Source organism: Chitinophaga varians, assembly GCF_014529945.1.
Taxonomy (GTDB): domain Bacteria; phylum Bacteroidota; class Bacteroidia; order Chitinophagales; family Chitinophagaceae; genus Chitinophaga; species Chitinophaga varians.
Genome location: NZ_JACVFB010000006.1, coordinates 458533 through 483690 on the forward strand (window position 1 = coordinate 458533; position 25158 = coordinate 483690).

The 25158-nt window shown below is 50.0% G+C and carries 25 protein-coding genes; 12 read left to right on the forward strand and 13 right to left on the reverse strand.

Going from position 1 to position 25158, the window contains the following annotated elements:
- Positions 1-29: 29 nt before the first annotated feature.
- Together ICL55_RS28325 and ICL55_RS28330 are read right to left on the reverse strand one after the other, a co-directional pair.
- Complete coding sequence (locus ICL55_RS28325; protein ID WP_188103982.1) at positions 30-779, reverse strand: SDR family NAD(P)-dependent oxidoreductase; 750 nt, start codon at positions 777-779, stop codon at positions 30-32.
- Positions 780-855: 76 nt separating this feature from the next.
- The gene (locus tag ICL55_RS28330; protein WP_188103984.1) at positions 856-1434 is read right to left on the reverse strand and encodes a Crp/Fnr family transcriptional regulator; all 579 of its coding nucleotides are present in this window, start codon (positions 1432-1434) and stop codon (positions 856-858) included.
- Positions 1435-1502: 68 nt separating this feature from the next.
- On the opposite strand from ICL55_RS28330, the gene ICL55_RS28335 reads away from it, so the two are divergent.
- Positions 1503-2054, forward strand: a complete 552-nt coding sequence (locus ICL55_RS28335; protein ID WP_188103986.1) for a hypothetical protein — start codon at positions 1503-1505, stop codon at positions 2052-2054.
- 103 nt (positions 2055-2157) lie between these two features.
- On the opposite strand, the gene ric is transcribed toward ICL55_RS28335, so the two are convergent.
- The 7 genes from ric to ICL55_RS28370 form a co-directional block, all read right to left on the reverse strand.
- Complete coding sequence (ric, locus tag ICL55_RS28340) at positions 2158-2898, reverse strand: iron-sulfur cluster repair di-iron protein (protein ID WP_188103988.1); 741 nt, start codon at positions 2896-2898, stop codon at positions 2158-2160.
- A 37-nt stretch (positions 2899-2935) separates the two neighbouring features.
- Positions 2936-3325 carry a group III truncated hemoglobin gene (locus tag ICL55_RS28345; RefSeq protein ID WP_188103990.1) on the reverse strand — a complete coding sequence of 130 codons (390 nt, stop codon included), beginning with the start codon at positions 3323-3325 and terminating at the stop codon, positions 2936-2938.
- A 157-nt stretch (positions 3326-3482) separates the two neighbouring features.
- Complete coding sequence (locus ICL55_RS28350; protein ID WP_188103993.1) at positions 3483-4778, reverse strand: hypothetical protein; 1296 nt, start codon at positions 4776-4778, stop codon at positions 3483-3485.
- A 158-nt stretch (positions 4779-4936) separates the two neighbouring features.
- A complete protein-coding gene (locus ICL55_RS28355) occupies positions 4937-5629 on the reverse strand; it encodes a GDSL-type esterase/lipase family protein (protein ID WP_188103995.1) in 693 nt (230 codons plus the stop codon).
- A 21-nt stretch (positions 5630-5650) separates the two neighbouring features.
- Positions 5651-7042: a glycoside hydrolase family 28 protein gene (locus tag ICL55_RS28360; protein WP_188103997.1), complete on the reverse strand. Its 1392-nt coding sequence runs from the start codon at positions 7040-7042 to the stop codon at positions 5651-5653.
- 74 nt (positions 7043-7116) lie between these two features.
- Entirely contained in the window at positions 7117-7635 is a 519-nt protein-coding gene (locus ICL55_RS28365) for a hypothetical protein (protein WP_188103999.1), read from the reverse strand.
- 4 nt (positions 7636-7639) lie between these two features.
- Positions 7640-8272, reverse strand: coding sequence for a DUF6000 family protein (locus ICL55_RS28370; RefSeq protein ID WP_188104001.1), 633 nt, complete (start codon positions 8270-8272; stop codon positions 7640-7642).
- A gap of 109 nt (positions 8273-8381) precedes the next feature.
- On the opposite strand from ICL55_RS28370, the gene ICL55_RS28375 reads away from it, so the two are divergent.
- The 7 genes from ICL55_RS28375 (at position 8382) to ICL55_RS28405 (ending at position 15696) form a co-directional block, all read left to right on the forward strand.
- The gene (locus ICL55_RS28375; protein WP_188104003.1) at positions 8382-8858 is read left to right on the forward strand and encodes a hypothetical protein; all 477 of its coding nucleotides are present in this window, start codon (positions 8382-8384) and stop codon (positions 8856-8858) included.
- A gap of 97 nt (positions 8859-8955) precedes the next feature.
- Positions 8956-10158, forward strand: a complete 1203-nt coding sequence (locus tag ICL55_RS28380; RefSeq protein ID WP_188104005.1) for an acyltransferase family protein — start codon at positions 8956-8958, stop codon at positions 10156-10158.
- A gap of 8 nt (positions 10159-10166) precedes the next feature.
- Positions 10167-11195 carry a sensor histidine kinase gene (locus tag ICL55_RS28385; protein ID WP_188104007.1) on the forward strand — a complete coding sequence of 343 codons (1029 nt, stop codon included), beginning with the start codon at positions 10167-10169 and terminating at the stop codon, positions 11193-11195.
- 1 nt (position 11196) lies between these two features.
- Positions 11197-11907, forward strand: a complete 711-nt coding sequence (locus tag ICL55_RS28390; protein WP_188104009.1) for a LytR/AlgR family response regulator transcription factor — start codon at positions 11197-11199, stop codon at positions 11905-11907.
- Between the two features lie 65 nt (positions 11908-11972).
- Complete coding sequence (locus tag ICL55_RS28395) at positions 11973-12545, forward strand: DUF4142 domain-containing protein (RefSeq protein ID WP_188104011.1); 573 nt, start codon at positions 11973-11975, stop codon at positions 12543-12545.
- Between the two features lie 124 nt (positions 12546-12669).
- On the forward strand, positions 12670-15009 hold the full coding sequence (locus tag ICL55_RS28400; protein ID WP_188104013.1) for a T9SS type A sorting domain-containing protein: 2340 nt from the start codon (positions 12670-12672) through the stop codon (positions 15007-15009).
- A gap of 3 nt (positions 15010-15012) precedes the next feature.
- Positions 15013-15696 (forward strand): hypothetical protein, encoded by a 684-nt coding sequence (locus ICL55_RS28405; protein WP_188104015.1) that lies wholly within the window; start codon positions 15013-15015, stop codon positions 15694-15696.
- On the opposite strand, the gene ICL55_RS28410 is transcribed toward ICL55_RS28405, so the two are convergent.
- The 4 genes from ICL55_RS28410 to ICL55_RS28425 all read right to left on the reverse strand — a co-directional run bounded on the left by ICL55_RS28410 (position 15689) and on the right by ICL55_RS28425 (position 18711).
- On the reverse strand, positions 15689-16297 hold the full coding sequence (locus tag ICL55_RS28410) for an immunity protein Imm33 domain-containing protein (RefSeq protein ID WP_188104017.1): 609 nt from the start codon (positions 16295-16297) through the stop codon (positions 15689-15691). The genes ICL55_RS28405 and ICL55_RS28410 overlap by 8 nt on opposite strands.
- A gap of 8 nt (positions 16298-16305) precedes the next feature.
- A complete protein-coding gene (locus ICL55_RS28415) occupies positions 16306-16800 on the reverse strand; it encodes a YdeI/OmpD-associated family protein (protein WP_188104019.1) in 495 nt (164 codons plus the stop codon).
- A 115-nt stretch (positions 16801-16915) separates the two neighbouring features.
- Positions 16916-17734, reverse strand: coding sequence for a hypothetical protein (locus tag ICL55_RS28420; protein WP_188104023.1), 819 nt, complete (start codon positions 17732-17734; stop codon positions 16916-16918).
- A 149-nt stretch (positions 17735-17883) separates the two neighbouring features.
- Entirely contained in the window at positions 17884-18711 is an 828-nt protein-coding gene (locus ICL55_RS28425; protein ID WP_188104025.1) for an alpha/beta fold hydrolase, read from the reverse strand.
- A gap of 98 nt (positions 18712-18809) precedes the next feature.
- Here ICL55_RS28425 and ICL55_RS28430 point away from each other — a divergent pair, with 98 nt between their 5' ends.
- The 4 genes from ICL55_RS28430 to ICL55_RS28445 all read left to right on the forward strand — a co-directional run bounded on the left by ICL55_RS28430 (position 18810) and on the right by ICL55_RS28445 (position 25143).
- The gene (locus ICL55_RS28430) at positions 18810-19679 is read left to right on the forward strand and encodes a helix-turn-helix domain-containing protein (RefSeq protein ID WP_188104028.1); all 870 of its coding nucleotides are present in this window, start codon (positions 18810-18812) and stop codon (positions 19677-19679) included.
- Between the two features lie 58 nt (positions 19680-19737).
- Complete coding sequence (locus ICL55_RS28435; protein ID WP_188104030.1) at positions 19738-20319, forward strand: RNA polymerase sigma factor; 582 nt, start codon at positions 19738-19740, stop codon at positions 20317-20319.
- Between the two features lie 72 nt (positions 20320-20391).
- Entirely contained in the window at positions 20392-21555 is a 1164-nt protein-coding gene (locus ICL55_RS28440; RefSeq protein ID WP_188104032.1) for a FecR family protein, read from the forward strand.
- Positions 21556-21783: 228 nt separating this feature from the next.
- On the forward strand, positions 21784-25143 hold the full coding sequence (locus ICL55_RS28445; RefSeq protein WP_188104035.1) for a SusC/RagA family TonB-linked outer membrane protein: 3360 nt from the start codon (positions 21784-21786) through the stop codon (positions 25141-25143).
- Positions 25144-25158: the final 15 nt, after the last annotated feature.

Genomic DNA, 25158 nt, shown 5'->3' on the forward strand with positions numbered 1-25158 from the left:
ACAACGCCATCGCGAATATTTCTTCACTATTACCAGGGTATCTCCTGCCATTGATGGGTAAAGAACCGACTGGTGGGAACATCTTCCAGTGCGGCCTGCACAATAATCCCTGCCCCTTCGGGTATTTCAAGGAAGGCGGCAGCAGTACCCATGTCCGTTTTTACCCATCCGGGGCTGATCGTGTAGGCGCGAACGTTAGTATCCCGCAGGGCTTCCTGCAAATAGACAGTCAGGAGGTTAACCATTGTTTTTGAACTATTGTAAGCGAATTTTTTAACGTGATAAATAGGCGAGCTGGTATCAGCCTGTAGCTGGATGCTGCCTAATTCGCTGCTCAGGTTGATGATACGGCCGGCCGGACTTTTCCGTAGCAGAGGAAGCAAGGCTTGTGTGAGTTGCAGGGTGCCCCACACGTTTACCTCAAAGACCGCCTTTACGTCTTCCACGTTTGTTTGCAGAATGGTATTAGTCATTCGTTCCGCCGTTGGCGGTGTAGCTCCTGCATGTGTGATAGCGGCGTTATTGATCAGGATATCGAGGTGCCCGTATTGTTGTGTTATTTTATCAACAGCAGCGGAAACCTGTTCGGGATGGGTGATGTCCAGTGGCAGGAAGTTGATATGCGGAGAGACTTCGCGTAGTTGCGCTACGGCAGCCAGGCCTTTGGCAGAATCGCGGCAGGATAGGATCACCTGTACGTTTTTTTTGAGCAACTGGCGTGCAGTTTCCAGTCCAAGGCCACGGTTGGCGCCAGTGATAAGTGCTGTTAAGGCAGACATGATAAAAGAATTTTGTTAGTGCAAAATTCCTTTGATAGTTATCTGTATTAATTGTCTCAGGACAATTAATGCCAGCTCAACTTTGCATACGGCGCCGCATTCTGCTGAGCGAAGAAGGCGTGACGCCGATAAAAGAGGCGAGGTATTTAAGTGGTACCCGTTGCAGGTAGGAAGCGTGGCGCAGCAGCCGGTTATATCTTTCCTGCGGGCTGTCCAGCAGTAGGGAGGTGGCCCGGCACATGGTGCCTACCAGTACTTCCTCCATTAGTTTACGACCGAACGCCTCAAATCCGGGGATGGTGCGGTAAAGTACCTGCAGCGCATCATAGGAGATACCGGCTGTGACCGAATTTTCCAGTGCCTGCAAATAATAACGGCTGGGTTGTCGGGTGAGAAAACTGGCGGGTTCCATAACGAGCGTATCTTCAAATACAAGCCAGGTGGTGGTTTCATCGCCTGTGTCGTCTACAGCATACAATCTAAATAACCCTTTTATGACTACCGAAAGCGTATCACAAAGTTGACCTCGTTTTAGGATGATCGTGTTGGCAGCCACTTCCCTGAAAGTAAAATGTCGGAGCACGGTTTCAAGGTCTTTGTCAGGCAAGTCGCAGTAATAAGTGATAAAGTCAGTCAATATCTTTTGTTGGTCCATCGTGGTGAAATTAGGCATTTTCAAACTGGCACTACCTTTGTTTTTACCTGGATAAAATCACGCGAATCATGAAAAAGCTATCATTTCTTGCTTTATTGATTATCAGTGTTTTATTGTTTGTTCAACCTTTACAGGCACAGGTAAGACTGAATGTAAATGTGAATATCGGCAATCAGCCGGTATGGGGTCCGGTAGGGTATGATTATGCGCAGTATTATTATTTCCCGGACATTGATGTGTATTATGATATTCCCCGCGGACAGTATGTTTATTTAAACGGTAACAGCTGGCGTTTTGCGCCTACTTTGCCGCCGAGATATCATTTTGACGTGTACAGGGGTTATAAGGTGGTGGTGAATGAGCCTCAGCCGTGGTTGCACCCGGATGTATACCGTGGCCGTTATGCCCGTTACAAAGGACCGGGCTGGTATGGCAAACAGGATATCATCCGCGACAGCAGAGACAGCAAATATTATGTGGTAAAAGGCCATCCGATGTATGGCAAGGGAAATAACGGCAATGGCCGTGGGCGAGGGAACGACAATGATCAGGGACGGGGTAACGGTAATGGCAATGGCAACAGAGGCCGTGGTAACGGTCATGGGCATGGCCACGACTAAATCCGATAACGAATAGATAAATAATTAGAACGGATCCATCGTGAGAATTGGATAAATGGCCGGTCAGAGCTACCCCCCGGAAGCTTTGCCGGCCATTCCTGTGTTACAGCCGGCAGCTGCTGCCGGTCAGTGTTTTTTCGGTGCTGATAGTACGGGGAAAGAGAATGTTATTTTCCAGATGGATGTGTTGATGCAGATCGTCCTGAAATTCTTTTAGGAGGGCATAGGTGACGCGATAGGTATTGCAGGCGTCTTCCGGTGGTGTGAAGTTGTTGCTGAGGTCAGCTATTCTGCGGAACCGGTCGCCTTCATGATCATGTTCATCCATCATAGCGCTGATCGGCTTTTCTACGGCGCTGATGCTATGATCTTCCAGGTATTCGCCGGCAGCCTTTTTGCGGGCAATTTCCCGTATGCGGGGAAACAGGATCAGCTCTTCTTTGTTGAGGTGGTTGGACAGCTCCGCGGAGGTAGCGGTGAAGAGGGCTGCTATCTGCCATAATTCCTGATGGGGTTCACCATGTACCTGGCATACCTTGCGCAGGTACTGTTGCAGTACGGGTATTTTCTCGCGTACATATGCATGGTGTTTGCGGACGATATGATCTGCCAGCTGATCTAACGGCATGGTGTTGAAGTCCTGCAACGTACAGGCGGGCACCGCTGATATCTTTTCGAGAGCGTGGAGGATGGGTGCGATCTCCAGTTTTTTCTCGCGGCAAACATCACTGATCGGTTTGTTGCCTTTGCAGCAGAAGTCGATGCCATGCTGGCGGAACACGTCGGCAGTGCGGTAGTCGGCGGCTACCAGTTGTCCAACGATGGTGTTTTCATTGATTTCCATCTTAAAGCTGTTTTATAGGTATACGGGCCGGTATTCGCTAACGCAGCGGAGGCTGGCCCTGATAATATTCGATTTTGGAGAGGAACATCTGCGCCATTTTTTCGCCGCGCCAGCAGGCTTCTTCCGCTTTGGGGCCTTCGAAGAGACCGTTGACCGTGGCGCGAAACAGCTGTACCCAACGGGTGAAATGGAGCGTGTTGACCGGCATGGTGGCATGCGGATGGAAGGGCGCACCGTGATAGGTGTGGCTGTCCAGTAGTATGGTGTCCCAGAAACGGTACATTTTTTCAAGGTGCTCCGGCCAGCGGTCTTGTATGAGATGGTTGAAGATAGGCCCCAGTAGCTCGTCTTCGCGGACCGTGGTGTAAAAACTGTCTACCATACGTTGTATATCGGCGAGTGTGGAGATATCTTTCTTTGTTTCCATATAAATAAATACTTTTTTGTCCTTAATTACTCGTCGCGTTGGCAACTGTTATCAGGATGCAGGACAAAAGTAAGTATTCTTCCTATAATAAAGGACTAAAATATCTTTTATTTGGGTAAAAATTACGGCGCCAGCCATGGGCGCCGTTTGTAGGGTATTATTGTTTTTTCAGTGCATAGTTGCCGGCAGCATTTTTTTCCAGGAGATATCCTTTGTTCAGTTCCAGTTTCCAGCCCTGACCGGTGACCAGCTGGTCGCTGATATTTTGTGGCAGGCCAACGGAGACCTTGTCCCATTGGGTGCTCATCAGGGCGCCTTCTGTTACGGTAAGAATACCCCAGGCATCGGAGATGCGCATGGTAGGGTAGACGGTACCGTAACCATCTATCGGCACGATATTACCGGGGTTGAAAGAAATATTCATTTTTTCGAGCCGCAGTTCGGTATGCGCCTGTTTGATGAATAATTGCGTATAGGCGGCAATTTGTTCCTGTATTCTTTTCTCGCGGGCGGCTTCTTCCAGTGCCACAGCGTCTCCTTCATACTCCCGTGCATAGGTGGCGGCAGCAGATTTTACATCGGCCGGTATTGCTAACTTAAACGCCTGTACGATCAGCGGCGTCAGTTTTGACTGGCTGTTCAGTTGCCGGTTCCATCCGGGTTTAGCCTGTGAAAGCATATAGCCATACATGGGTATGGTCTGATACGCAAACGACCGTACGAAAGTAGGGTAGTAGTGCACGAAATCGTACAACGATTTATCAAAATGTTTGATGGCCGTAGCTTTATCGCGGTTGCAAACCATCATACCGGTGAATTCTGCCATCCCTTCATGGAGTTCGAGGGCATTTTCGGTAGTGTCAGCACCGGGATACAATTCATAACGGTAATGCCGGAACGTCATGGCATGCAACAGATGTTGCTGCCTTGCTGCCGGAGTCGTGGCGGCAAGGGCCTGTTGTAATGCTGCCAGTTCCAGCCGCAGGTAAATACGGCCGTCTTTTTTGTCGAGGTGGTTGTTGGTCGGATCGGTAGTGTTGAAATGCAGGGTGGGTTGTGCCCGGTGAAACAACTCATGAGCGATCAGATTGATCCTGTCGTCTTTGTCTGTGGGCAGCGGGAGCTGTACCATGGCCCAGCTGCGGCCTTCCCAATACAGCGACGTGTTGGCGATATTGATTTTGGAAGGCAGTTTTCCCGTGTATACAGCGCCCTGTTTCTGTAGTTTCCCGGAGCTGTCGGGCATATTGGCGTACAATTCCCGGGTGGCCGGATTCACGAGCAACATCGGCCCGTAGAGGTCTATGCCCCAGAGGCGTTGTTGTTTTTTGGTAGCGATAGCAGCTTCCTGAAAGGCATGCTGTGCCTGCGTGGCAACGGTATCGGTTTGCTGGCATAAGGCGTCGCCGGCGGTGCAGCCTAACAACAGGCCGGCTAGGTAAAGTGTTTTCATCATTCGTTTGTTAATTCAATGAGGACGGTTGCAGGTATATAAAAGAAAGGAGCAAAAAATTATGAGGCCTAATTTACATTAAAACAATGATACCATCAGCAGAAAGATGAACTGCGGGATGATTATTTATCCCGCAATCCGTATGTTTTGAAAATCAATCAATGGAGATAACCACCTTTCTGCAGCACGTCGGCCCATACGGCATAACCTTCTGGTTTGAGGTGAAGACCGTCCATCGTTAGTTCGGCCCGCAGGTGTTTATCAGCATCCAGAAAATGCGGATAGAGATCGATAATGGTAACATGGTTGCCTTTCAGTTGTCTGATCTGATCGTTCAGCCAAAGAATATGTTCGTCCTTACCGTAATGGTTTTTGAATTTGTTGAAAGCCGCGTTTACCGGCAGCAACGTATAAAAATAGATCTGTGTTTTCTTCGATCCTTTCCGGATACGGCTGATGATGGTTTGATAGTTACGCAGGATCACGCTGTCGGGGATATTCCGGGATACGTCATTGATGCCGATCAGGACAAATACTTTAGCGGGCTTGCCGGCAATTACTTCGTTGAGCCGTTCCAGTACCCCAAAGGTGATATCACCTGAAATACCTCTGTTGACTGCATTAGGTAATGATAATAGTTTAGCCCAATCGGTGCCGGCAGTGATGCTGTTGCCCAGAAATACGAAGTTTTTCCGGGTGATTTTTTCGGCGTTGAACCTGGCGACAAGTTCTTTGTATTTGCCGGGGCGATGGGTGCTATCCCACGCGGGGGCCTGTGCCTGTACGTTACCGGTATAAAGGGCGATGCCCAGGAAGGCTCCGGTGAGCCATTTGCAGCATGTGTTGATCATGTTATGATAGCGATTCAGTTTTCAGTGTGATGGATGGATGACGTTGGCGGCAGTGCTATTAAGGCGGCAGCGGATTGTTTCAAAGCCGGTAACATCGTTAAGCAGGAAAGCTGGCCTGGCATCGGGTTCCAGCGTTTGTACCTGTACATCATCGAAAGAGATGTTTTTCGCATGCCGCACATAAAATGCTGCTGCCGGTAAGACAGCCCCAAACATCCGGTTTTCCGGATAAGCGGTTATATTTTCCGGAACGGCCGTAGCATAGCCGGCGGGCGTGCCACCCGGCGCTATGATACGGACATGGCTGATGCTCACGTTTTCCACCGGATGGCCGGGGATACCCGAGATACAGGAGGTGAGCCGGCTGACGCTGCGCGCGATGATATGGCTGATGATAATGTTTTTAAGGGAGCTGACGGTATTACCCGGACCTTTTTTACGGTCGCCGAGGCGGATGAAAACAGGTGTTTGGACATCCTGCATGGTCACGCCTGAAATAATGACCTGGTCCATGCTACCGCCGTCTACCACTTCCAGTGCAATACCGGCGATGACGCTGGTATCAGCGGTGATGCCCATCCAGGGAAAATTTTTCTTCCAGTGGCGGCGGTTTTCTTCGGATGCTTTATGAATAGCGATGTTATTGACCGTAATGTTTTTAAAGCTGCTGAAGGAGCCGGTACCAAATTTAAGCGCGTTACAGTTGCTGCGCAGGAGACAGTTGCTGATTACAATGTTTTCACAGGAGGCGTTGACTTCACTTTTGAGGCAGAGGGCATCATCATCGGTATCGATGTTGCAATCGGCGATGATGACATTGGCGCTGCCGCTGATATCGATGCCGTCGTTGTTGAAGTTGCCGTGGCTGTATACTTTCAGGCCGCGGAGGCTTACATCGTTGCACTGTTCGTACTTCTGCACCCAGTAGGCAGCGTTGCGGATATGCAGGTCTTTGACCTCAATATGCTGGCAGCGTTCAAAATGCAGCAGCATGGGGCGGATGGCGCCGGTCTTACTATCGTCGCCCAGCTGGAAATTGGGATGGTCGCCCTGGCCGTCGATGGTACCTTCGCCGCAGAGCGTGATATGGGACGCGTCTGAGGCGTAGAGGAGCGCCGGAGCGCTGCCACCGGCGGACTTAGGATAACGGGCCATGTCGGCGATACCGGTGAGGGTAGCACCCAATTCAAGATAGATACGGATATCGGATGACAGGGTGAGCGGTCCGGTGAGATAGTTGCCGGCAGGGATGATAAGAGTGCCCTGTCGGCAGTCGCGGATAGCCTGTTGGATGATGGCGGTATTGTCTGTGTGGCCATCTCCTTTAGCGCCCCGGTCAGCGATGTTGACGCTGCCGGCAAAGGCGGAGCAGAGCCAGCTGGCGGCCATTAGTGTTAGAAAAACTGTTTTCATAACGGGATCTTATTTTATCTGGATGGTAAAAACCATCCGGTAAAAATAAAAAACCGCGTTATAAAATGCATGTGTTATCGGGGAAGCAGGCCCGGATTTTTGCTGATATAGGTATCGAGCTGGCCCTGATCAATGGCTTCAGCGAGTTTATCGAGTGCTTTGTTCTTTTTGATGGCGATGCCTTTACGGTATACTTTGGCGATGGCGGTCAGCCCGGCTTTGGTAGGTTCGAGCGGGTCTTTGTATGATTGCTGGCGGATGCAGTAACTGGAATAGTTGGCCATATATACCGGTAGTAGCATGGGATTACCATCCATTAGTTTGATATGGGGTTTTTCAAATGTGATGGTCACATTGGGAGAGCCGGTTAGCCAGCGAACGACGAATTGGTTAGTGGCAGCCCGTACATCCGGTTGTTTGTCGAGGTCTGTTTCCATGAGCCATTCGGCTGCTGCCACCATGGTTGGCTCATATTTGGCGTAGTCTTCTTTTACCTTCAGCCCGTTTTCATCCGGGAAAGAAGGACGGTATTGTGCCTGTACTGCGGCGAAACCCAGTAATACGAGGACTAGTGTTAGGACGGTATATTTCATGATGTTAGTTTCGCAGGTTTTTGATGACGGCCAGTTGTTCTTCGAGGTATTGCAGGGAAAGACCGAAAGCATGCATCCATTGCTGGCGGAGTTTTTCCCAATGCGGGAAATGCCGGCTGGTATGGTCGGTGCCGTTGATGGCATCCAGGTAGAGGGAGGCTTCCATGGCGGCTTGCTGATCTACATGAAGCTCAGGTCTTTTCAGGTAATAGTGCAGGTATTTGTCGAGGTAGGTTACACTTTTGCTGCTGTTGAAGCTGGCCAGTACCAGGGTATACATGCTGCCTACACAACTGAGTTCACTTTTCAGGAAATGGGTACCAATCATATCTTCCAGATCGGTGTATTGATTTACTGCGGCAAAATAAGCGCCTACTTTCCTTGTCTGCCAATTTACATCTCCCAGTAATAAAGTTGTCAAGTCGTGTGTAATCAATGATTTAACCTGGTAGAAAGGTTCGATCCATTCATCATTCCCGGAACCGACATTCATATAGTAGGGTTTCACCCATTGTTGGAGGATGGAAGCGGGCAACTCAAAGCCATTTTCGTGTGAAGTCAGGCTGGCAAAGGGTGACAGGTGTCTGATAATAGCTCCGGCCGCGTGCAGGTCGGTCACTTTCTGCAAGTCATTCATGGTATAGGATAGCTTAATTGAGGGTAATTTACACGGAATGAACTGAAATAACAAATGGCAACATGACGCTAATTTCCGTAAATTCACGGATACCCCTATACGATGTATCATGAAAGAACCTGCCGTCATTGAATCTTCCTGGTCCCGGGACGTATATTGGGCCAATAAACTCGTTTCCTGGATATTGTTATTGGTGCCGCCTGTAGTGGTGTCGGTGTTTTCTATATTTGATAACGCCGGCGATGATTTCCTATTTCCTGTATTGATACTCACGGGTGTTTGTATCCTCTTCGTCTTCAGTCGTTTTACGACGGTGCTGAGCGTAGAAGGCGACCGGATAAAGGTAATATATGTGCAGTATTTCCGGCGGCGGCAGCGTTATTTTGATATAGCCGGTACCGTGGTAGAGGTACGGAAATATGATGGGATGATGGGAAAAAATATGAGGGAAAGCCCTCCTCATTACTGGTTGCAGATTGTGCAGCAGGGAGACCTGAAATGGCACCTCGATAGCCGCAGAGGGTTTCTGCTGGAGGAAATGCTCCGATTTGTGCAGGTATTTGCCACTGCCCGCTCCGGCAGCTGAGGTTGTTTTTGTCTGTTGACCGCCCCAAACTGTCCACATGTCAAATATCTTTTACCAGGGTCCTGCCAGCGGGTAGGTTTGTGTAAAATTGATATTTATGCAAACCTCTTCCCGACAAACTTATCTGGACTGGCTGCGGATCATTGCCATAGCCGGGGTGCTGTTTTTCCATTCCGCCATGCCCTATGTGGCCGAATGGGGATGGCATATCAAAAATAACGCTACCAGCCATGTGTTGCTGGAAATGAATGATTTTCTTCACCGGTTCCGGATGCCACTACTGTTTTTTATTTCCGGGACGGTAAGCTATTATATGCTGCAAAGCCGGAGTGGCAGTGGATTCCTGGGGTTACGGTTCCGCCGGCTGTTTGTGCCGCTGCTGCTGGGGATACTGGTGATCGTGCCGCCGCAGGTTTACCTGGAGCGGGTTACACAGGGTTATCACGGCAATTTCTGGCATTTTTATGCGGAGATGTTCCGCACCGGCGTCTATCCTAAGGGTAATATGAGCTGGCATCATCTCTGGTTTATCTGTTATCTGCTGGCGTATGATATCCTGTGTGCGCCTTTGTTTGTATGGTGGTCATCTCCCGCAGGGAAAAAATGGCTGCAAAAACTCAATGTGCTGGCATCCGGCAAATGGATATACGTGTTGATGATACCCAGTGTGATTTCTCACGCGTTTTTGTCCCGTATGTATTGGCAGACCGGTGATCTGATCCATGACTATGCCTATTTCCCTTATTGGATGCTGTACCTGGTGGCCGGTTTCGTGTGTATCGCCAATCCTTTGCTGATGGACAGCCTGGAGCGTAACCGCCGCACTTCTTTCGCAGTAGCTTTTGTCACTATCATTGTTATCAATTATTTCCGGTGGAACAAGCTGGAGCCTATGCATGGCTGGCAGGGGATGGCAGGATGGAGTTATACCGCGCTGGCGGTGGTCAGTGCCTGGATGTGGGTGTTTGCCGCTGTAGGGTATGGCAAACGGTACCTGAACCGGAAAAGCAGGGTGCTGGGGTATGCCAACGAGGCGGTGTATCCGTTTTACATCCTGCATCAGACGGTGATCGTGATATTGACTTATTATCTGGCGCCCTTACAGGAAGATATCGGACTGAAATATATTTTTACCGTGGTGCTTACTTTCATGATAAGTATGAGTATCTTTCATTTGTTTATCCGTCCTTACGCGCCGATGCGCTTTGTGTTTGGGATGAAGCCGGCTGCGCGCCGGCAGCCCAAAACGGAGACAATAGACGAACCATCTTTACAACCACAGACCGTACCTGCGACATGAAATTTTTCATGAAATATATATTCCCCGCGTTATATGGGCTAACGGCGTATTTCTTCATCCGCCTGCTGACAGACAGTGTGACAGGCATGGAGTTTTGGCAGCGCTCCTGGGGGTTGAACGGCATAGAAATGAGTTTCGCGATGGGCATGGGATATCTGTTCATCTGGGCTTGTAACCGGTTGATCGCCTACTATGACCGGCGGGGGTACGATCATTTTTCCACCGGCCGGATCGCGAAGGAGTTGTGGGGTGTGTTCCTGCTCAACCTCCTGGTGCAGAACCTCTTCATGACACCGATGGTAGCGTTGACAGACAACGGGCTGCAGTGGTTCGATCTGGCAGAAATCAACACCGTCCCCCTGTTTTTGGCGTTTATTTATTATGGGGTAAAAAGGAGCAGTGCCTATTTACAGGCGTACATTCAAAACAAGTTGCAGTTGGAAAAAATTACCAATGATAAACTGGAAACAGAATTAAAATTCCTGCGGGCGCAGTATCATCCGCACTTCCTGTTCAACGCGCTGAACACCATTTATTTTCAGATGGACGATGATGTGGTGGCCGCCAAAAAAACGGTGGAGCAGTTTGCGGATTTGCTGCGCTACCAGTTGTATGATCAGCAGGAGATGGTCAACATTCATCAGGAAATACAATACATGCAACGTTTTATAGATCTGCAGCAAATACGTTCGTCGCCCCGTTTGCGGCTACAGCTGCACTTTGACGAGCATTTGCAGGATGAAAAAGTATATCCGTTGCTGTTTCTTCCGCTGGTGGAAAATGCATTTAAATACATTGGTGGAGAGTATCTGTTACAGCTGGAATTGTGCAAACAGGGTACGGATATTTATTTTCATATACGGAACTCTATTCCTGCCGTGGAGCCGGAGATCGAAGGAATACCGGTAGTGCGGGAAAAAGGTATCGGGCTGGAGAACCTGCAACGGCGGCTGGAACTGCTGTATCCGGACAGGCATCACTTTTCAGCGGGGATAAAAGAACAACAATTTGTAGCGGAATTAAAAATCAATTTATAACATGAACCCGGTAACGATACGTTGTGTCATCACGGATGATGAACCGCTGGCCGCCAAAGGCATCATGGGATATGCAGCACGGACAGGATTTCTGGAGGTGGTGGCGGTGTGTGAAGACGCGGTGCAGTTAAACACCGTGTTGAAACAACAACCGGTAGATCTGTTGCTGCTGGATATTGAGATGCCTTATATTTCCGGTATTGAGTTTTTGAAAAATTACCCACAACCGCCGAAGGTGATTTTTACCACCGCCTATGAGCGGTACGCTATGCAGGGCTTTGAACTGGATGTGCTGGACTATTTGCTGAAGCCTATTTCCTTTGAGCGGTTTCTGAAGGCGGCGAACAAAGCGTATGATTATTTCGCTGCGCAGCAGACAACGGTGTCTCCCTATTTTTTCATCCGGTCTGAAAAAAAACTGGAGAAGGTATTGTATCAGGATATCCTGTTTGTAGAAGCATTGGAAAACTACGTGGCCGTATATACGACCGATAGGAAAATTTTGGCCCATGCCACCCTGAAATCAGTGGTGGAGATGCTGCCGGCACAGCAGTTTATACAACCGCATAAATCGTACGTCGTTAACATGCAACATATCGGGGCCATCGAAGGAAATATCCTCCATGTGGCGTCTTTCCAGGTGCCTATCAGTAAATATCAGAAGGAAGAAGTGCTGGAGAAAATTGTTAACAATCGCCTGCTCCGCAAATAACAGGGAGATGACAGACCTTGCTACAACTGGCACTGCAATTGAGGCTTTTCCCTAAAATGATGATCATGAAAAAACTTTGTATCCCTGTGCTGGCCATAGCGCTGATGGCTTGCGGCCAACAGCATAAGCCGGGGCAGGAGGGAAGTCATGACAGTACCGTCGCCACCCATGAAAATACCGAGCCGGTGGATGAGCGGGGTTTTCTGGCTCGTATGGCAGCGTCTGATCTGAAAGAAATCAAACTGGGTGAACTGGCCTCGCAAAAAGCGAAAGACGAACGGGTGAAGAAGTTTGGCGCCGACATTGTGAAGGAACGTACCGCTTCCACCCTGCAACTGCAGGAGATTGCCCACCAGGAAGGGATGACGCTGGCGCCGGAGCTGAGCCGCGATGATCAGGATGAAATAGGACTGTTGAGCAACCGGGAGGATATGGACCGCGCTTATATCAAACGCATGGTACATGAACAAAAACGAACTGCTGAAAGACTGGCACAATATACCAATACCAAGGATACCGCTATCAGTTCCTATGTCAGGAAAACTTTGCCGATCGTCAATGCGCGTTATGACGAGGCGAATAAAATTCTCGAAGACATGCGCAAACAGATGAATAACAGAGATATTTCCCACGATTGATAAAAAATGGTAAGGAATCCCCTATACCGGATAATCATCGCATTTTTTAATACGATGTTGTAATACCTGTAATTAATACTTACTTTTAATTCGACCATATCTTATTGACCATATCAGCGAACCCATGAAAACCATTCTGACGATCTTTCAAAAGACCGTGCTGTTGCTGTTGTTTGCCCTGCCGTTGACCGCAGGGGCGCAGATTACAATGACTGTTAAAGTCTTCCCTTATATCAACAATGAAGTTCATCTGACGGCAGTTGTTACTTCCACCTATGCGGTAAAATCGGTGACGGCAGACCTGGCGGGACGTACCGTCGAACTGCTCTATGATCAGTATAATAAGGATTATCGTAATTCACTTTCCCCCGTTGGGCTGCCACAGGGGCCCTTGCCGTTAACGGTTGTAGCAGAAGACATACTGGGCAACCGGCAAACCGATACACAAGTATTTATACACAACACGCCTCCCAATGTGGTGCTGGAAGCGCCGGTGAATAATAGCGGCTGGGGAGCGAAAGTAAAGGTAAAAGCACAGGTTAATGATCCGGGAAGTGCCAACTGTAAAGGAACGGTTACCGGCTGGTGGGGCACTACTGAATTTGTTAACGCGATAGATACTTTTTTTTCAGCTCCGGCAGAACCGGGCGCCACCAAGTCCCTTATTTCAGTGTACGCGATAGACAGTTCCGGGCTACAGACAGGGACCGGAAGTTACGTCTACGTGGATAACAGCCCTCATCTGAAGCCACAATTTGCAGTACCGGGTATTATTATGGGTTTCAGGGATACCCGTTTGTTGACAGTGGATACCGATGAAGCCTATACGAAGAAAAAGTACTATGTGACAGATATGCGTGATTCCAGCGTGAAGCGCATACCTATTGACAGTACGAAACTAAAGGAGATGGGTATTGTGAGAGGTATTCTTTGCGAGGGGGGAGCGGCATTCATCATCAATTATAACATTGACGCCTGGGACGACTATTTTCATTTTTATATTTACCGCAACGGCAGGTTGTTCAATATTTCCGAACCGCTGCATTTGAGAGCTTCCGGTTCGCCGGTCAGCGAAGGAAATTATGTACTGTGGACGGCCTCAGACCACCGGTTGGGAATAACGGACCTGACTACACTGACGACCACCTTCATTGGCAAAGATGTATTTAGCTATACGCTCAACCGGCAGGGGGTAGTGGTCTACGTAGACAAGCTGGACCCCAACAAGGGACTCGAGATATTCCGCTATTCCATTGCCAGCCAGACAACAGAGCAGCTGACGCAGGCAAATGGTATTTATGGCGCCTTGGGGCAGGTGGTGGACAGCAACGATATTATATACGCCCGGTATTCGGCTGACAGAACAAAGGACTCCATTTATTTCTACGACGGACAGCAGACCCGCGCTGTAAGCCCCTACGATAATACCAGTAAGTATTTTCTTCGTGACCGCTATATTCTTTTCGGTATTAAAGACAATATGGGCGCCGCGCAGGTATGGCAACGCACTCCGGCTGATACACTCCGGCGGCTGAGCTTTTTCAGTACCGATAGCAGACCGGACTTGCTGGGAAATTATGGGAAAGCGCTTTTTTTGAATAATAAAAGCCGGTATTATACGGATAACAAGACCTCTTTCACCCGCGTCTCAGGGGAAATGGGGACTACCTATAGCCAGGGCGGGCGGTTTTATCTCACTTTGGGTGGAGCGTTGTTCCAATATGATATGGGAGAAGATACTTTGTCACCACTGCCTGCCAATAGCTTCATCATTACCAATACCGGCGCCAGCTGCCGGGGGTCTGCCAACGGCGCTATCAACGTGAGTGCAAAGGTAGCTGACGATTATGTGGCCACCCTGTCCGGAAACGGTAAGGACGCTACGTATACTTTCACCCGCTCCCTCACCGTGGAAGGACTGGCTGCCGGGACGTACAATATCTGCCTTACTACCCAGGACCCGCAACGGCCACCGCAATGTTTCACCACTGTGATCAAAGAGCCGGCAGCCCTCTCCGTAGCCATGGTGACCAGCGAGGCGGATGGTAAAACGCGGTTAATGCTTTCCGGTGGCGACGTATACCATGTGGAGGTGAACGGCCGCTTGCAAACCACACAAGCTGGTGAAATAACACCTGAGCTCCGCAATGGGATGAATACCATCGTCGTTTCCACAGACAAGCCCTGTCAGGGAACTATTGTCAAACACATCACCAGGGAAGGTGATGCCACCGTGTACCCTAATCCGTTTAGTGAGTCATTGGTGATCAGTTTGGGCAATAAACCCGTATCCAGAGCGGTGGTGACGTTGTATGACGCCAATGGTAAAATAGTCTATTCCAGGGTATATACACAGCAATCGGGTGCGATAACGATAGAGCCGGGAGACATCGGCAACGGCATGTATATGCTGAAACTGAATGGAGACCAGCGGGAACAAACTTTTAAACTCCTCAAAAAATGACACATGAAACGATATTTGATAGGCGGTGGTCTGTTGCTGGTACTGGGTTGCGGTAAAGATGATACCCCGACTGTACCTCTACCGGGCAAGGCTGTATTGGTTTTTCCGGCAAAGGATGAAGCCTGTACTAATGGGAAGGTAGTGTCGGAAGCGGAAAGTATGATTGAGTTTAGCTGGAAAGCCGCGGATAATACAGATAGTTATGAACTGTACATCCGTAACCTGCAAACCGCCGATAGTATGATGGTGACAGCCACTACTAACAAAGCTACGGCTACGCTGCTGCGTAGTGCGCCGTATGCCTGGCGGGTGGTGTCCAAATCATCGAAGAGTAAGGAGACGGCCACCAGCGACACCTGGAAGTTTTACAATGCCGGTCAGGGGAGTACCAGTTACGCACCTTTCCCGGCTAATATCACCGCGCCGCTTTTTGCACAGAAAATCGGCGCGGCGGCCGGCAGCGTGAAACTGCAATGGCAGGGGAGTGATGCCGACAATGATATTGCCGGTTATACGGTGTGCTTTGGTACCGATGCCAATCCGCCGGTGTATAAAAACGATGTAAAAGATATGTTCCTGGACATGGTGCCTGTGAGCAGTGGGCAAAAATACTATTGGAGTGTTACCACCAAAGATGCGGCGGGCAATACCGCCGGATCGGGAGTGTATTGGTTTACGGTTAACTAGGGGTTTGCCAGTCCTTTACTGCGGTGTAATCCATGGCTTCTTCATCCCATTCAAAAGCCTGATGTCCGGAAGCCATAGCTTTTTCCAACCGGGGTTCCATCTCCAGTATTTTGTTGAGAGGGAGGATCACCGCGTTGCGATGGTCGTTGAGGTAAGTATTATCTTCATCACCATAAAAAAATTGCCAGCCGCAGTCTTGCTCGTTATGTGGTTTGTCGCGGAAAAGCCAGTTGATTTCACGGTTTTGTAACGCCCGCAGGGTGATGATGGCTTTTTTATTTTCATCGAATGGGACTTTTATCAGTATAGAAGCGATGTTGTTCCGATGAAAATAGATGGTGTCCCCTGGTTGAAGATCGTTAATATAGGCAGGTTTATTGGTCAGGTATCCGTGAAACTGGTCGCCCTCACGGCCGGTGATTTTCACCCACATCCGTTCGGCACGGCAACCATCGCTTGTGTCAAAATCGAGCACAAAAAACAATCTCACAAGTTCGCCGGTTTGCAGACGGTCAATTTCTTCCGCAGAAGGAATAAGAAAATGTCTTGGGTCTGCCCGATGAGCATGGGTAACGTCCTGAAGGTGAAATGAAGCCTGCATAACTATGATTATTTAATTTTTGTTCCGAGATAACTTCTGCCTTCTGCGAGATGGTTGATCGCGTCTGCCATGCGTTGAATCCGGGCATCGGGCACACTCACCTCCATCAGCCATTGCAGACATTTTTCCTGGTCTGCCGGCGGCATGGCCTGGAAGTTACGCAGCGCGGCAGGTTCGTCGCGCAGACATTCCATGAAGTCGCCCGGGATGATTTCTTTGCTTTGTGGCCCTACGGAATATAGTATCAATCTCACCCGGTCACCGGCTTCTTTTTTTATTTGTTTGCGGATAGCGGCTTTTACCGGCAACATCATGACGCCTTTTTTGAAAGGCATCAGGTTGCAGGGGGGCAGTTCATATTGATCAATGAAGCCCTGTACCTTCCGCATGCCAAAGTAGCCCTGCTGGCCTTTGGGGACGTCCGGAAGACGGATGAAAGTCCATCCGCCTTTGCCGTCGAAGCGTTCCAGTAACAGGTCCTGATCAATCAGTGGTGTTTCCATATTAGGCGTGAAAGTTATTACAATTGCCTGTAATAAAAAATGGTTGCCGGTTTTGCCGGCAACCATTGAAAAGTTTGACAGGATAATTTATTCCGGTTGCTGAGCAGCCGGCAGACTAAAAATTGGTATCTGTTGGATTAGCGCCCCAGGCGTTATTGACCATTACCTTAAACTCATTTCTGTTGTCCGGAGAATACAATGTGCCGGTGACCGTTGTTTTGTTATTAGCTTTTATTTTTGTAACAACGAATTTTCTTTCTGTGGCCCCTGTAGCTCTGTTTTTGTATTCAATGGTTACCGTGGGCGTATTAAGATCGTTCAGAATAAAATCGCTGAATTTGGTGGCACTCTTTGCTGCAACAGGCATCGGAGTATTCCTGTCACCTCCGGCTACTGTCCGGGTTTTGTCGAAGGAGGTTGCTTCATAGCTGAAAAATACTTTTACCTCGTCGGCGGGTGTGGCATCCAGTACATTTACTTCGAGTAAGCCAACCCTTCTCTGAAGGGTCAATGCCAGTGGAGCGCCTGGGGTGCTGCCAACGGTGAAATCCACACGGGTAGAGAATATCTCCGGGAAAGCGCCTGCGGGTGTCTCAGAGGGGAAAGGCTGAGCGGTACCGGTAACGGCAATATAATAAGATCCCTGGTCCAGGGAATCTTTAATTACACCGAAGTCCAGCGCGTCGGAGGTTTGGTGGACACTCTTTACAATATGAAAACCGGGCGTTGTGCCTACGATGACATAATAAAGATCACTTACGGTTGTCAGCGAAGCATCTTTACTATTGGAAACAGCAGCCTTACGTACATTTTTACCATCCATCGGTTCTATCTGGCTGGCGAAGTTACTTACATTAAACTGAACAGCAACTTTGGTTGCATAGGAGGGAGCGGTGGCTGCGTTGTCTTCTTTTTTACATGCGAAAAACGTCATAGCTACACCGCATGCGATTAACAATCTTTTTGTCATAGGTATTATACTAAAAGTTAAAAGTGGATTAACGGCTGCAATTTAAATAAAAATTGCATGGTCCATTCAATTGAATGGACCATGTAAAGTTTAAGAGCATGTTGTGTGGATATCTATTGCAGGAACCCAAGAACGATACGGTTGAAATCTTCTGTCAGCTCCACATTGGAGAGGTGTACCGCAGGGAGCATGACCAGCTGCGCATCCGGAATGGTATCCGCGAGGTAGGAGCTGTGTTCCGGTAAGGTAACGGTATCGTATTCGCCGCCGATGACCAGGGTATGGTGGGGAATGAGCGCGGCTGTTTTGCGGAGATCACCGTCGCGTACGGCGGCGAAGGAGCCTGCCAGCCCGGTGGGTGACATGTCCAGTATCACTTTACGGAAAGGCTGTATCCGGGCATCGTTGGCGGTGATCATCCTTTCGGGGAACCAGTTACGGATAAACATCTGTTCAAATGGCGCCATATCAGCATGTTCCCGCAGGGTTTTGATGTTGTTATTGAATCCTTCCATCGGACCAAGATGTGCTGCGGTATGGGTCAGTATCAGTTTGTCGATTCTTTCCGGCATGTGCGTAGCGATGTACTGGGCAATAAAGCCGCCGAGCGACAGGCCGATGAAATGAACGCGGTCGATCCCGAGGTGGTCCAGCAGTTCGATAACGTCGAGGGACATACGATTCAGGGAGTAGTCGCCGGCTGGTGAACCGGAAGCGCCGTTGCCTCTGGTGTCGAAGCGCAGTACCCTGAAATGCGGTGTGAAAGCCGCTATCTGTGCATCCCACATATGATAATCCGTGGCGATGGAATTGGACAGTACGACTACTGGTTTGTCTTCCGCTCCGTCCAGCTGCCAGGCAATACGTACGCCGTCGGCAGTCGTAAAATATTGTTGTTGACCGGTGATGATGGCTGTCGTTGTAATGGTATCGTTGTTCATGTTGATATCGTTTTTTGTTTTATTGATATGTCAAAATTAGGAAGGAGGGCACTGGTGGCCGAGGTATATACACGGGTTTATTCTGTATATTTACAGGTATGGAAAAATTACTGTACCGGCCGTTCGATTTACAGGTGTCAGCAGAGGAGCAGTGGGAGAAAAGACCACTGGTATATCACTTTTTTGAGATCGTGCATATATTGGAGGGCAGCGGTTCCCGGGAGGTGAACAGGAACAAACTGACTTTTTCCCAGGGCGATACCTTTCTTTTTACGCCGTTGGATTGCAGGGGATTTCACAGCGAAATGCCTACCCGTTTCTGCTCGATACGTTTCTCGGAGATATTTATCTCCCAGTATAAACAGGCACAAGACCAGGAGCGTGCGCTCCGGTGGTTAAAACAACTGGAACATATTTTCTTTCAGCACAACCGTTTTCAGTGTATCCAGATCACTGATCCCGGAGATCATCGTATTATCGGACAGCTGATACAGAGCATGATCGAAGAACACGATCAGCAGAAAGAGCATTATCAGGAGAATATGCAGCATTTCATTTCGCTGCTGCTCAATATACTGGCCCGCAATGTGGCCGACAGCAGCCGTGAAAGCGCTGGCAATACAGCGGAAGAGCCGCTGATCAACAGGATGCTGGTGCATATACATACCCATATCGGAGAACCGGACCAGTTAAAAATGGATTTTCTGGCCGCCAGCTTTCATCTCTCGGCCAACTATGTGAGCGAATACTTTAAGAAGTTTACCGGCGTAGGGCTGCAACAGTATATCAGCCAGTACCGCATTAAGCTGGTGGAACAGCGGCTGCTCAACAGTGTGCTCACGATAGGGCAGATTGCCGACGAATTTGGTTTTACCGACGAAAGTCATCTCAACAGGGTATTCAGAAAACACCATGGTGTCAGTCCCACTGTATTCCGTAAACCAGCGGTGAAAGGGGCCGTTGCCTGATCATGGCTTGCGTAATTTGCTTTTTTGCGCTACTTTAGCGGCTTCTTATCAACATTTATTGGAACCAACCAGTACACATAACGCGACCATCCCGGCCCTGGTGGCCCAGGGGGACCAGACTGCATTTACGCAGCTGTTTCTCCGGTACCGCGATCGGGTGTACACCACTGCCTACCGTGTCACCGAATCGGCCATGGAAGCGGAGGAGATCGTGCAGGACGTGTTTATGAAAGTATGGACCATCCGGCAAGAGCTGCCTGCCATCGATAACCTCGAAGCCTATATTTTTACCATTGCCCGCAATTTTACTTTTAATGCCCTGAAGCGATTGTTGCGCGAACGGGAGCGGACAGGCCTGTGGCCTGGCGCCGACGGTCAGCCTGCCGTTTCCCCCGAGGCCGCTGCCAACGCCCGGGAGTTTATGCAGGTATTGCAGCAGGCCATTGATCAGTTGCCACCGCAGCAGAAGCAGGTGTACCTGCTTATCCGGGAAGAAGAGCTGACGAAAGCTGAGGTGGCGGAAAAAATGGGTATCTCTCCCCATACCGTAAAAAGCCACTTTGACGCTGCTGTAAGGGCTGTGCGGGCCTATTGCGCTCCTTACCGAAAGCTCTCCGCTCTCTTTTTTCTTCTTTTCTGAAAAATATTTTTCACCCCACTCACCAGTTGACCACTTTGCGGTTGTCTTTATAGATAAACCGACCAAAGACCTATGCACGAACGGCTCCTATACTTATTTGACCAGTATTACCGTAAAACTATTTCTCCGGAGGAGAAAGAAGAGCTGTTTACGCTGATGGCCGACCCTTCTCTGGAAGAACCGCTGAAAGCATTGATACTGGAGAGTTATAGCCGGGGAGAAAAAGACATGATGCCTGCTGCCGCTTCTGCTGCCGTGTTGCAGGCGATATTGGGCACGCCCACGGTTGTACGCCGTTCTTTCCCGCTGCGCCGTGCTATCGCCATCGCAGCAGCAGTGGCCATTGTGGTGGCCGTAGGGGCGTGGTGGTTATGGCGCCCGCATGTTGTCGTGCCGGTGACAGCCAAAAAATCAATCCCTGTTGCTAGGCCCAAAAAAGAGGCGGAGGGGGCCATGCTTACCCTGGCCGACGGCCGGCGTATTTCGCTGGACAGCCTGATGAACGGAGCGGTGGCCACCGACGGCGGCGCCGACATCGCTTTTAAAGATGGTCAACTTTCGTATAACGGTGCAGGTAAGAAAGCCGATCCCAATGCCTTTAATGTTATTCACACCCCGCGTGGCAAACAGTTTCATGTAGTACTGGCCGACGGTACCCGTGTATGGCTCAATGCCGCCACCACCTTGCGTTATCCTGCCATGTTCGCAAAAGAGCGGGTGGTGGAAGTGACGGGCGAAGCTTATTTCGAAGCAGCACAACAGGCAACGGCGCCTTTCCGGGTAATCGTACCAGGACAAGCCACCATCCAGGTGCTGGGCACTCATTTTAACGTTAACGCCTATCCGGAAGGCGGTAGTGTAAAAACAACGCTGCTGCACGGCGCGGTGAGAGTAGCTGCCGCAGCGGCCCCGGACGCATCGGTGGTACTGTCGCCCGGACAGCAGGCCCGCGTGCGCGATGCCCGTAAAATAGCCGTGGCCAAAGTAGATACGGAAAATGTCATGGCGTGGAGAAATGGCATTTTCAACTTCGAAGGCGTGGCGCTGAAAGAGGTCATGGACGAGCTGTCACGTTGGTATAACGTGGAGGTGGTATACGAAAAAGGGGTACCCGATATCCATTTCTTCGGGGAACTGAGTCGTAGTCTACCCCTGACAGACATTGTCAAAGCGCTGGAAGATTCAAAAGTGCATATCAGAATGGAAGGCACCAGCCGGATGGTGGTGCTGCCCTGATTTATATATCAACAACCAGGATCCAATAAGCAGGGAAAAGAAAGCCGGCAGTAGTGGAGTACTGCCGGCCGGAGATTCCGGCTGATCAGACATACTGTTTCAAAGAGTCATCATTTCTCAACCAAATCAATGCAATTTATGCAAAAAAATTACGATTGCAGCCGGGCCTGTGGACTGCCCCCAGGGCGGTTCAGAAGGCGACGGCCGGTAGCCAAAATTCTGATCGCAATGAAATCAACCATTTGTCTATTGACAGTAGCCATGCTGCATGTACATGGAACGGGCCTATCCCAGACCGTTTCTTTCTCTGAGCGGCACGCCTCTCTTCAAAAGGTATTCAACGCCGTAAAAAGTCAGACCGGATACGTGGTATTCGGCAATGCCGCCTTGCTGGAGACTGCCCGCGCAGCCTCGCTGAATGTACAGGATATGCCTGTGGCCGACTTCCTGCAACTGGTGCTCAAAGACCAGCCGCTTACTTTCCGTATTGCGGGTAAAAACATTATTATCTCCGAGAAAACAGCCGCTCCTTCCGCCATATCGGTACCGGTTGCGGATGCAGCACTGCCGCCCGACTCTGTGCGGGGCGTCATCCTGTCTGCCCAGGGCACACCGCTGCCCGGCGCTTCAGTAAGAGTCAAAGGCGGTTCCCTGGGGGCTGTGACGAACACGCACGGACATTTCTCCCTGAAGAACATTCCGGACAACGCGGTGCTGGTGGTGTCTATGATGGGCTTTGAACCGATGGAAGTGCGCCTTGTTAAAAACGGTAACGGCTACACGGCCGCTGCGGTGGACAATCGCCAGGCTGCCCTGCTGAAAACAGCCGCTGGCCCTTTCGCCATCACCGTGAAACTACAGGAGGCCGTTGGTCAACTGAAAGAAAACGTGGTGACCGGCTACTTCGTGAAATCCCGTGAATCCTTTACCGGCGCGGAAAGAACTATCAGCGGCCAGGAAATCCGCCAGGTAGGCACCGCCAACGTATTGCAAACGATCTCCCTGCTGGACGCGGCCGTGTCGCTGAAAGAAAGCATCGATTTCGGCTCAGACCCCAACAGGGTACCGGAGATCACTATCCGTGGCGAAAACAGCTTCGACCTGCGTGGCTCGGCAGATGATGGTAAAACCAATCCCAACAGCCCGCTGTTTATCCTCGATGGCGTGGAAGTAGGCGCCGAACGTATATACGATCTGGACATGAACCGCATTGAAACGATCACCATCCTGAAAGACGCCTCCGCTACCGCATTGTATGGTTCCCGCGGCGCCAACGGTGTGATCGTGATCCGTACCATCCGCCCGAAAGCCGGTGAGATACGCGTTTCACTCAATGCCAACTACATCGTCTCCGCACCGGACCTGCGGGATTACAACCTCATGAACGCACAGGAAAAACTGCAGTATGAAAAGCTCGCCGGCAAATGGACAGACCCGCTGAAAAACTACGATACGCAGTTGGACCTCGACATTAAATACAATGAAAAATATAAAGAAGTATTGAGAGGCGTGAATACCTACTGGCTGAGCAAACCTCTCCGGACCTCCGTCAACCAGCGTTACAACCTCTTCTTTGAAGGCGGCGATAAAAATTTCCGCTACGGTATCACGCTGCGCAATGACAACGACAAGGGTGTTATGAAAGGGTCTGACCGTAAACGGAACGGTATCGGTATCACCTTTAACTACGATATCGGCCAGGACTTCCTGGTACGCAACGATCTCTTTGTGGATGAAGTAGTCGGTAATAACTCTCCCTACGGCTCCTTCGATATTTTCGCGAAGGAAAACCCACACGACCGCATATACGATGATAATGGTGATTTCATCCTGAAACTGAGCAGTGGCCGCGATAACCCGCTGATCAATGCCACGCTGCCGCAGAAAGATTTTACCAAATATGTGGCCATACAGGACAACTTCAGCATCGACTGGCGGATCATCCCGGCGCTGCGCCTGCAAGGCCGTGCCAGCCTGACCAAACAGCTCGAAAAATCTGAGTACTACCGCTCTCCCTTCTCCTCCGAATACGCCACCGTACCGGAACCGGAAAAGAAAGGAGAGTACCGTGCCCTCAATACCGAAATGCTGAATGTGGACGGTAACATGACACTGGCCTACAACAAGGTGATGGACAAACATGTGATCAACGTGGGCGTGGGCGCCAACGTGCTCACCAACTTCAAGAGCGGCAGCGGTTTTACTGCCACCGGCTTCCTCAATGACAACATGACCTTTGTGGAATATGCCGCTCAGTTCAAAGAGAACTCCAAACCTTCCGGTGTATTCGATAAATCGAGAATGATCGGTTTCTTCGGTAACCTCAACTATGGATACGATGGCCGTTATTATATTGACGCGTCCTATCGTGCAGACGGTTCCAGCAAGTTTGGCCGTGACTCCCGCTTTGCGCCGTTCTGGGCAGTAGGGATGGCCTGGAACGTCAACAAAGAACGTTTCTGGGGCCACAATACCAATACGCTGAAAATACGTGCCTCTGCCGGTAGTACCGGTACGGTCAACTTCTCATCCAGCCAGGCGCTCACCGCTTATCGCTACAGCCAGAACAGCGAATATAACGGCAGCCTCGGCGCCCGCCTCATGGGTTTTGGCAACTCCTCCCTGAGATGGCAGAACACCCTGTCCTACAACGTAGGAGGTGACCTGACCCTGTTCCGCAATTTCCTGCAGATTAACGTGGACGGATATATTAAGCTGACCGATAACCTGCTGCTGCCGATCGACGTGGCGCCTTCCACTGGTTTTACCAGCTATGTGGAAAACATGGGCCAGATGAAAAACAGCGGCGTGGACGTACGGGTGCGTATGAACCTGATCCGGGATGCCAAACGTAATTTCAACTGGAGCGTGACACTGGCCGCCATCAGCAACCAGAATAAAATACAGAAACTCTCCAACGCGCTGCAGGCGATGAACGCCGAAGCCAACAAAGACTCCAACGCGATAGGACCGAAGCCGCTGCGTACCTACGAAGTAGGCCGCTCCCAGAGCGCGCTGATGGTAGTACGTTCTGCCGGTATTGACCCTGCCACCGGTAATGAGATCTATATTAAACGCAATGGGGAATATACTTTCGATTACGACTACCGCGATAAAGTAGTAGTAGGCGACACACGCGCCACGGTAGAAGGTACTTTCAGCTCCAACCTGAACTGGAAAGGCTTCAACCTGCTGGCCATCTTCTCCTATCGTGTAGGTGGCAAGATCTTCAACTCCACGCTCAAAACAAACGTGGAAGGCGCAGATCCGCTGTATAATGCCGACCGGAGAGTATTGTATGACCGCTGGCAACAGCCGGGCAGCACTGCCAGGTTCAAACGGATCGATGATAAATCACCTACCTATCAGACCTCCCGTTTTGTGCAGGATAATAACCTGTTGACACTTTCCTCCCTCTCGCTCACTTACGACCTGCCTACTGTGCTGTCTAAGAAAATGAGGGCTGAAAGAATAAGACTGCAATGCTCTGCCACGGAACTGTTCCGGCTGTCTACCGTAAAGGCGGAAAGAGGAACGATGTATCCCTATGCACAAACTTATAATGGCGGGTTCAATGTCACTTTCTAAATCTCTATCATCCTT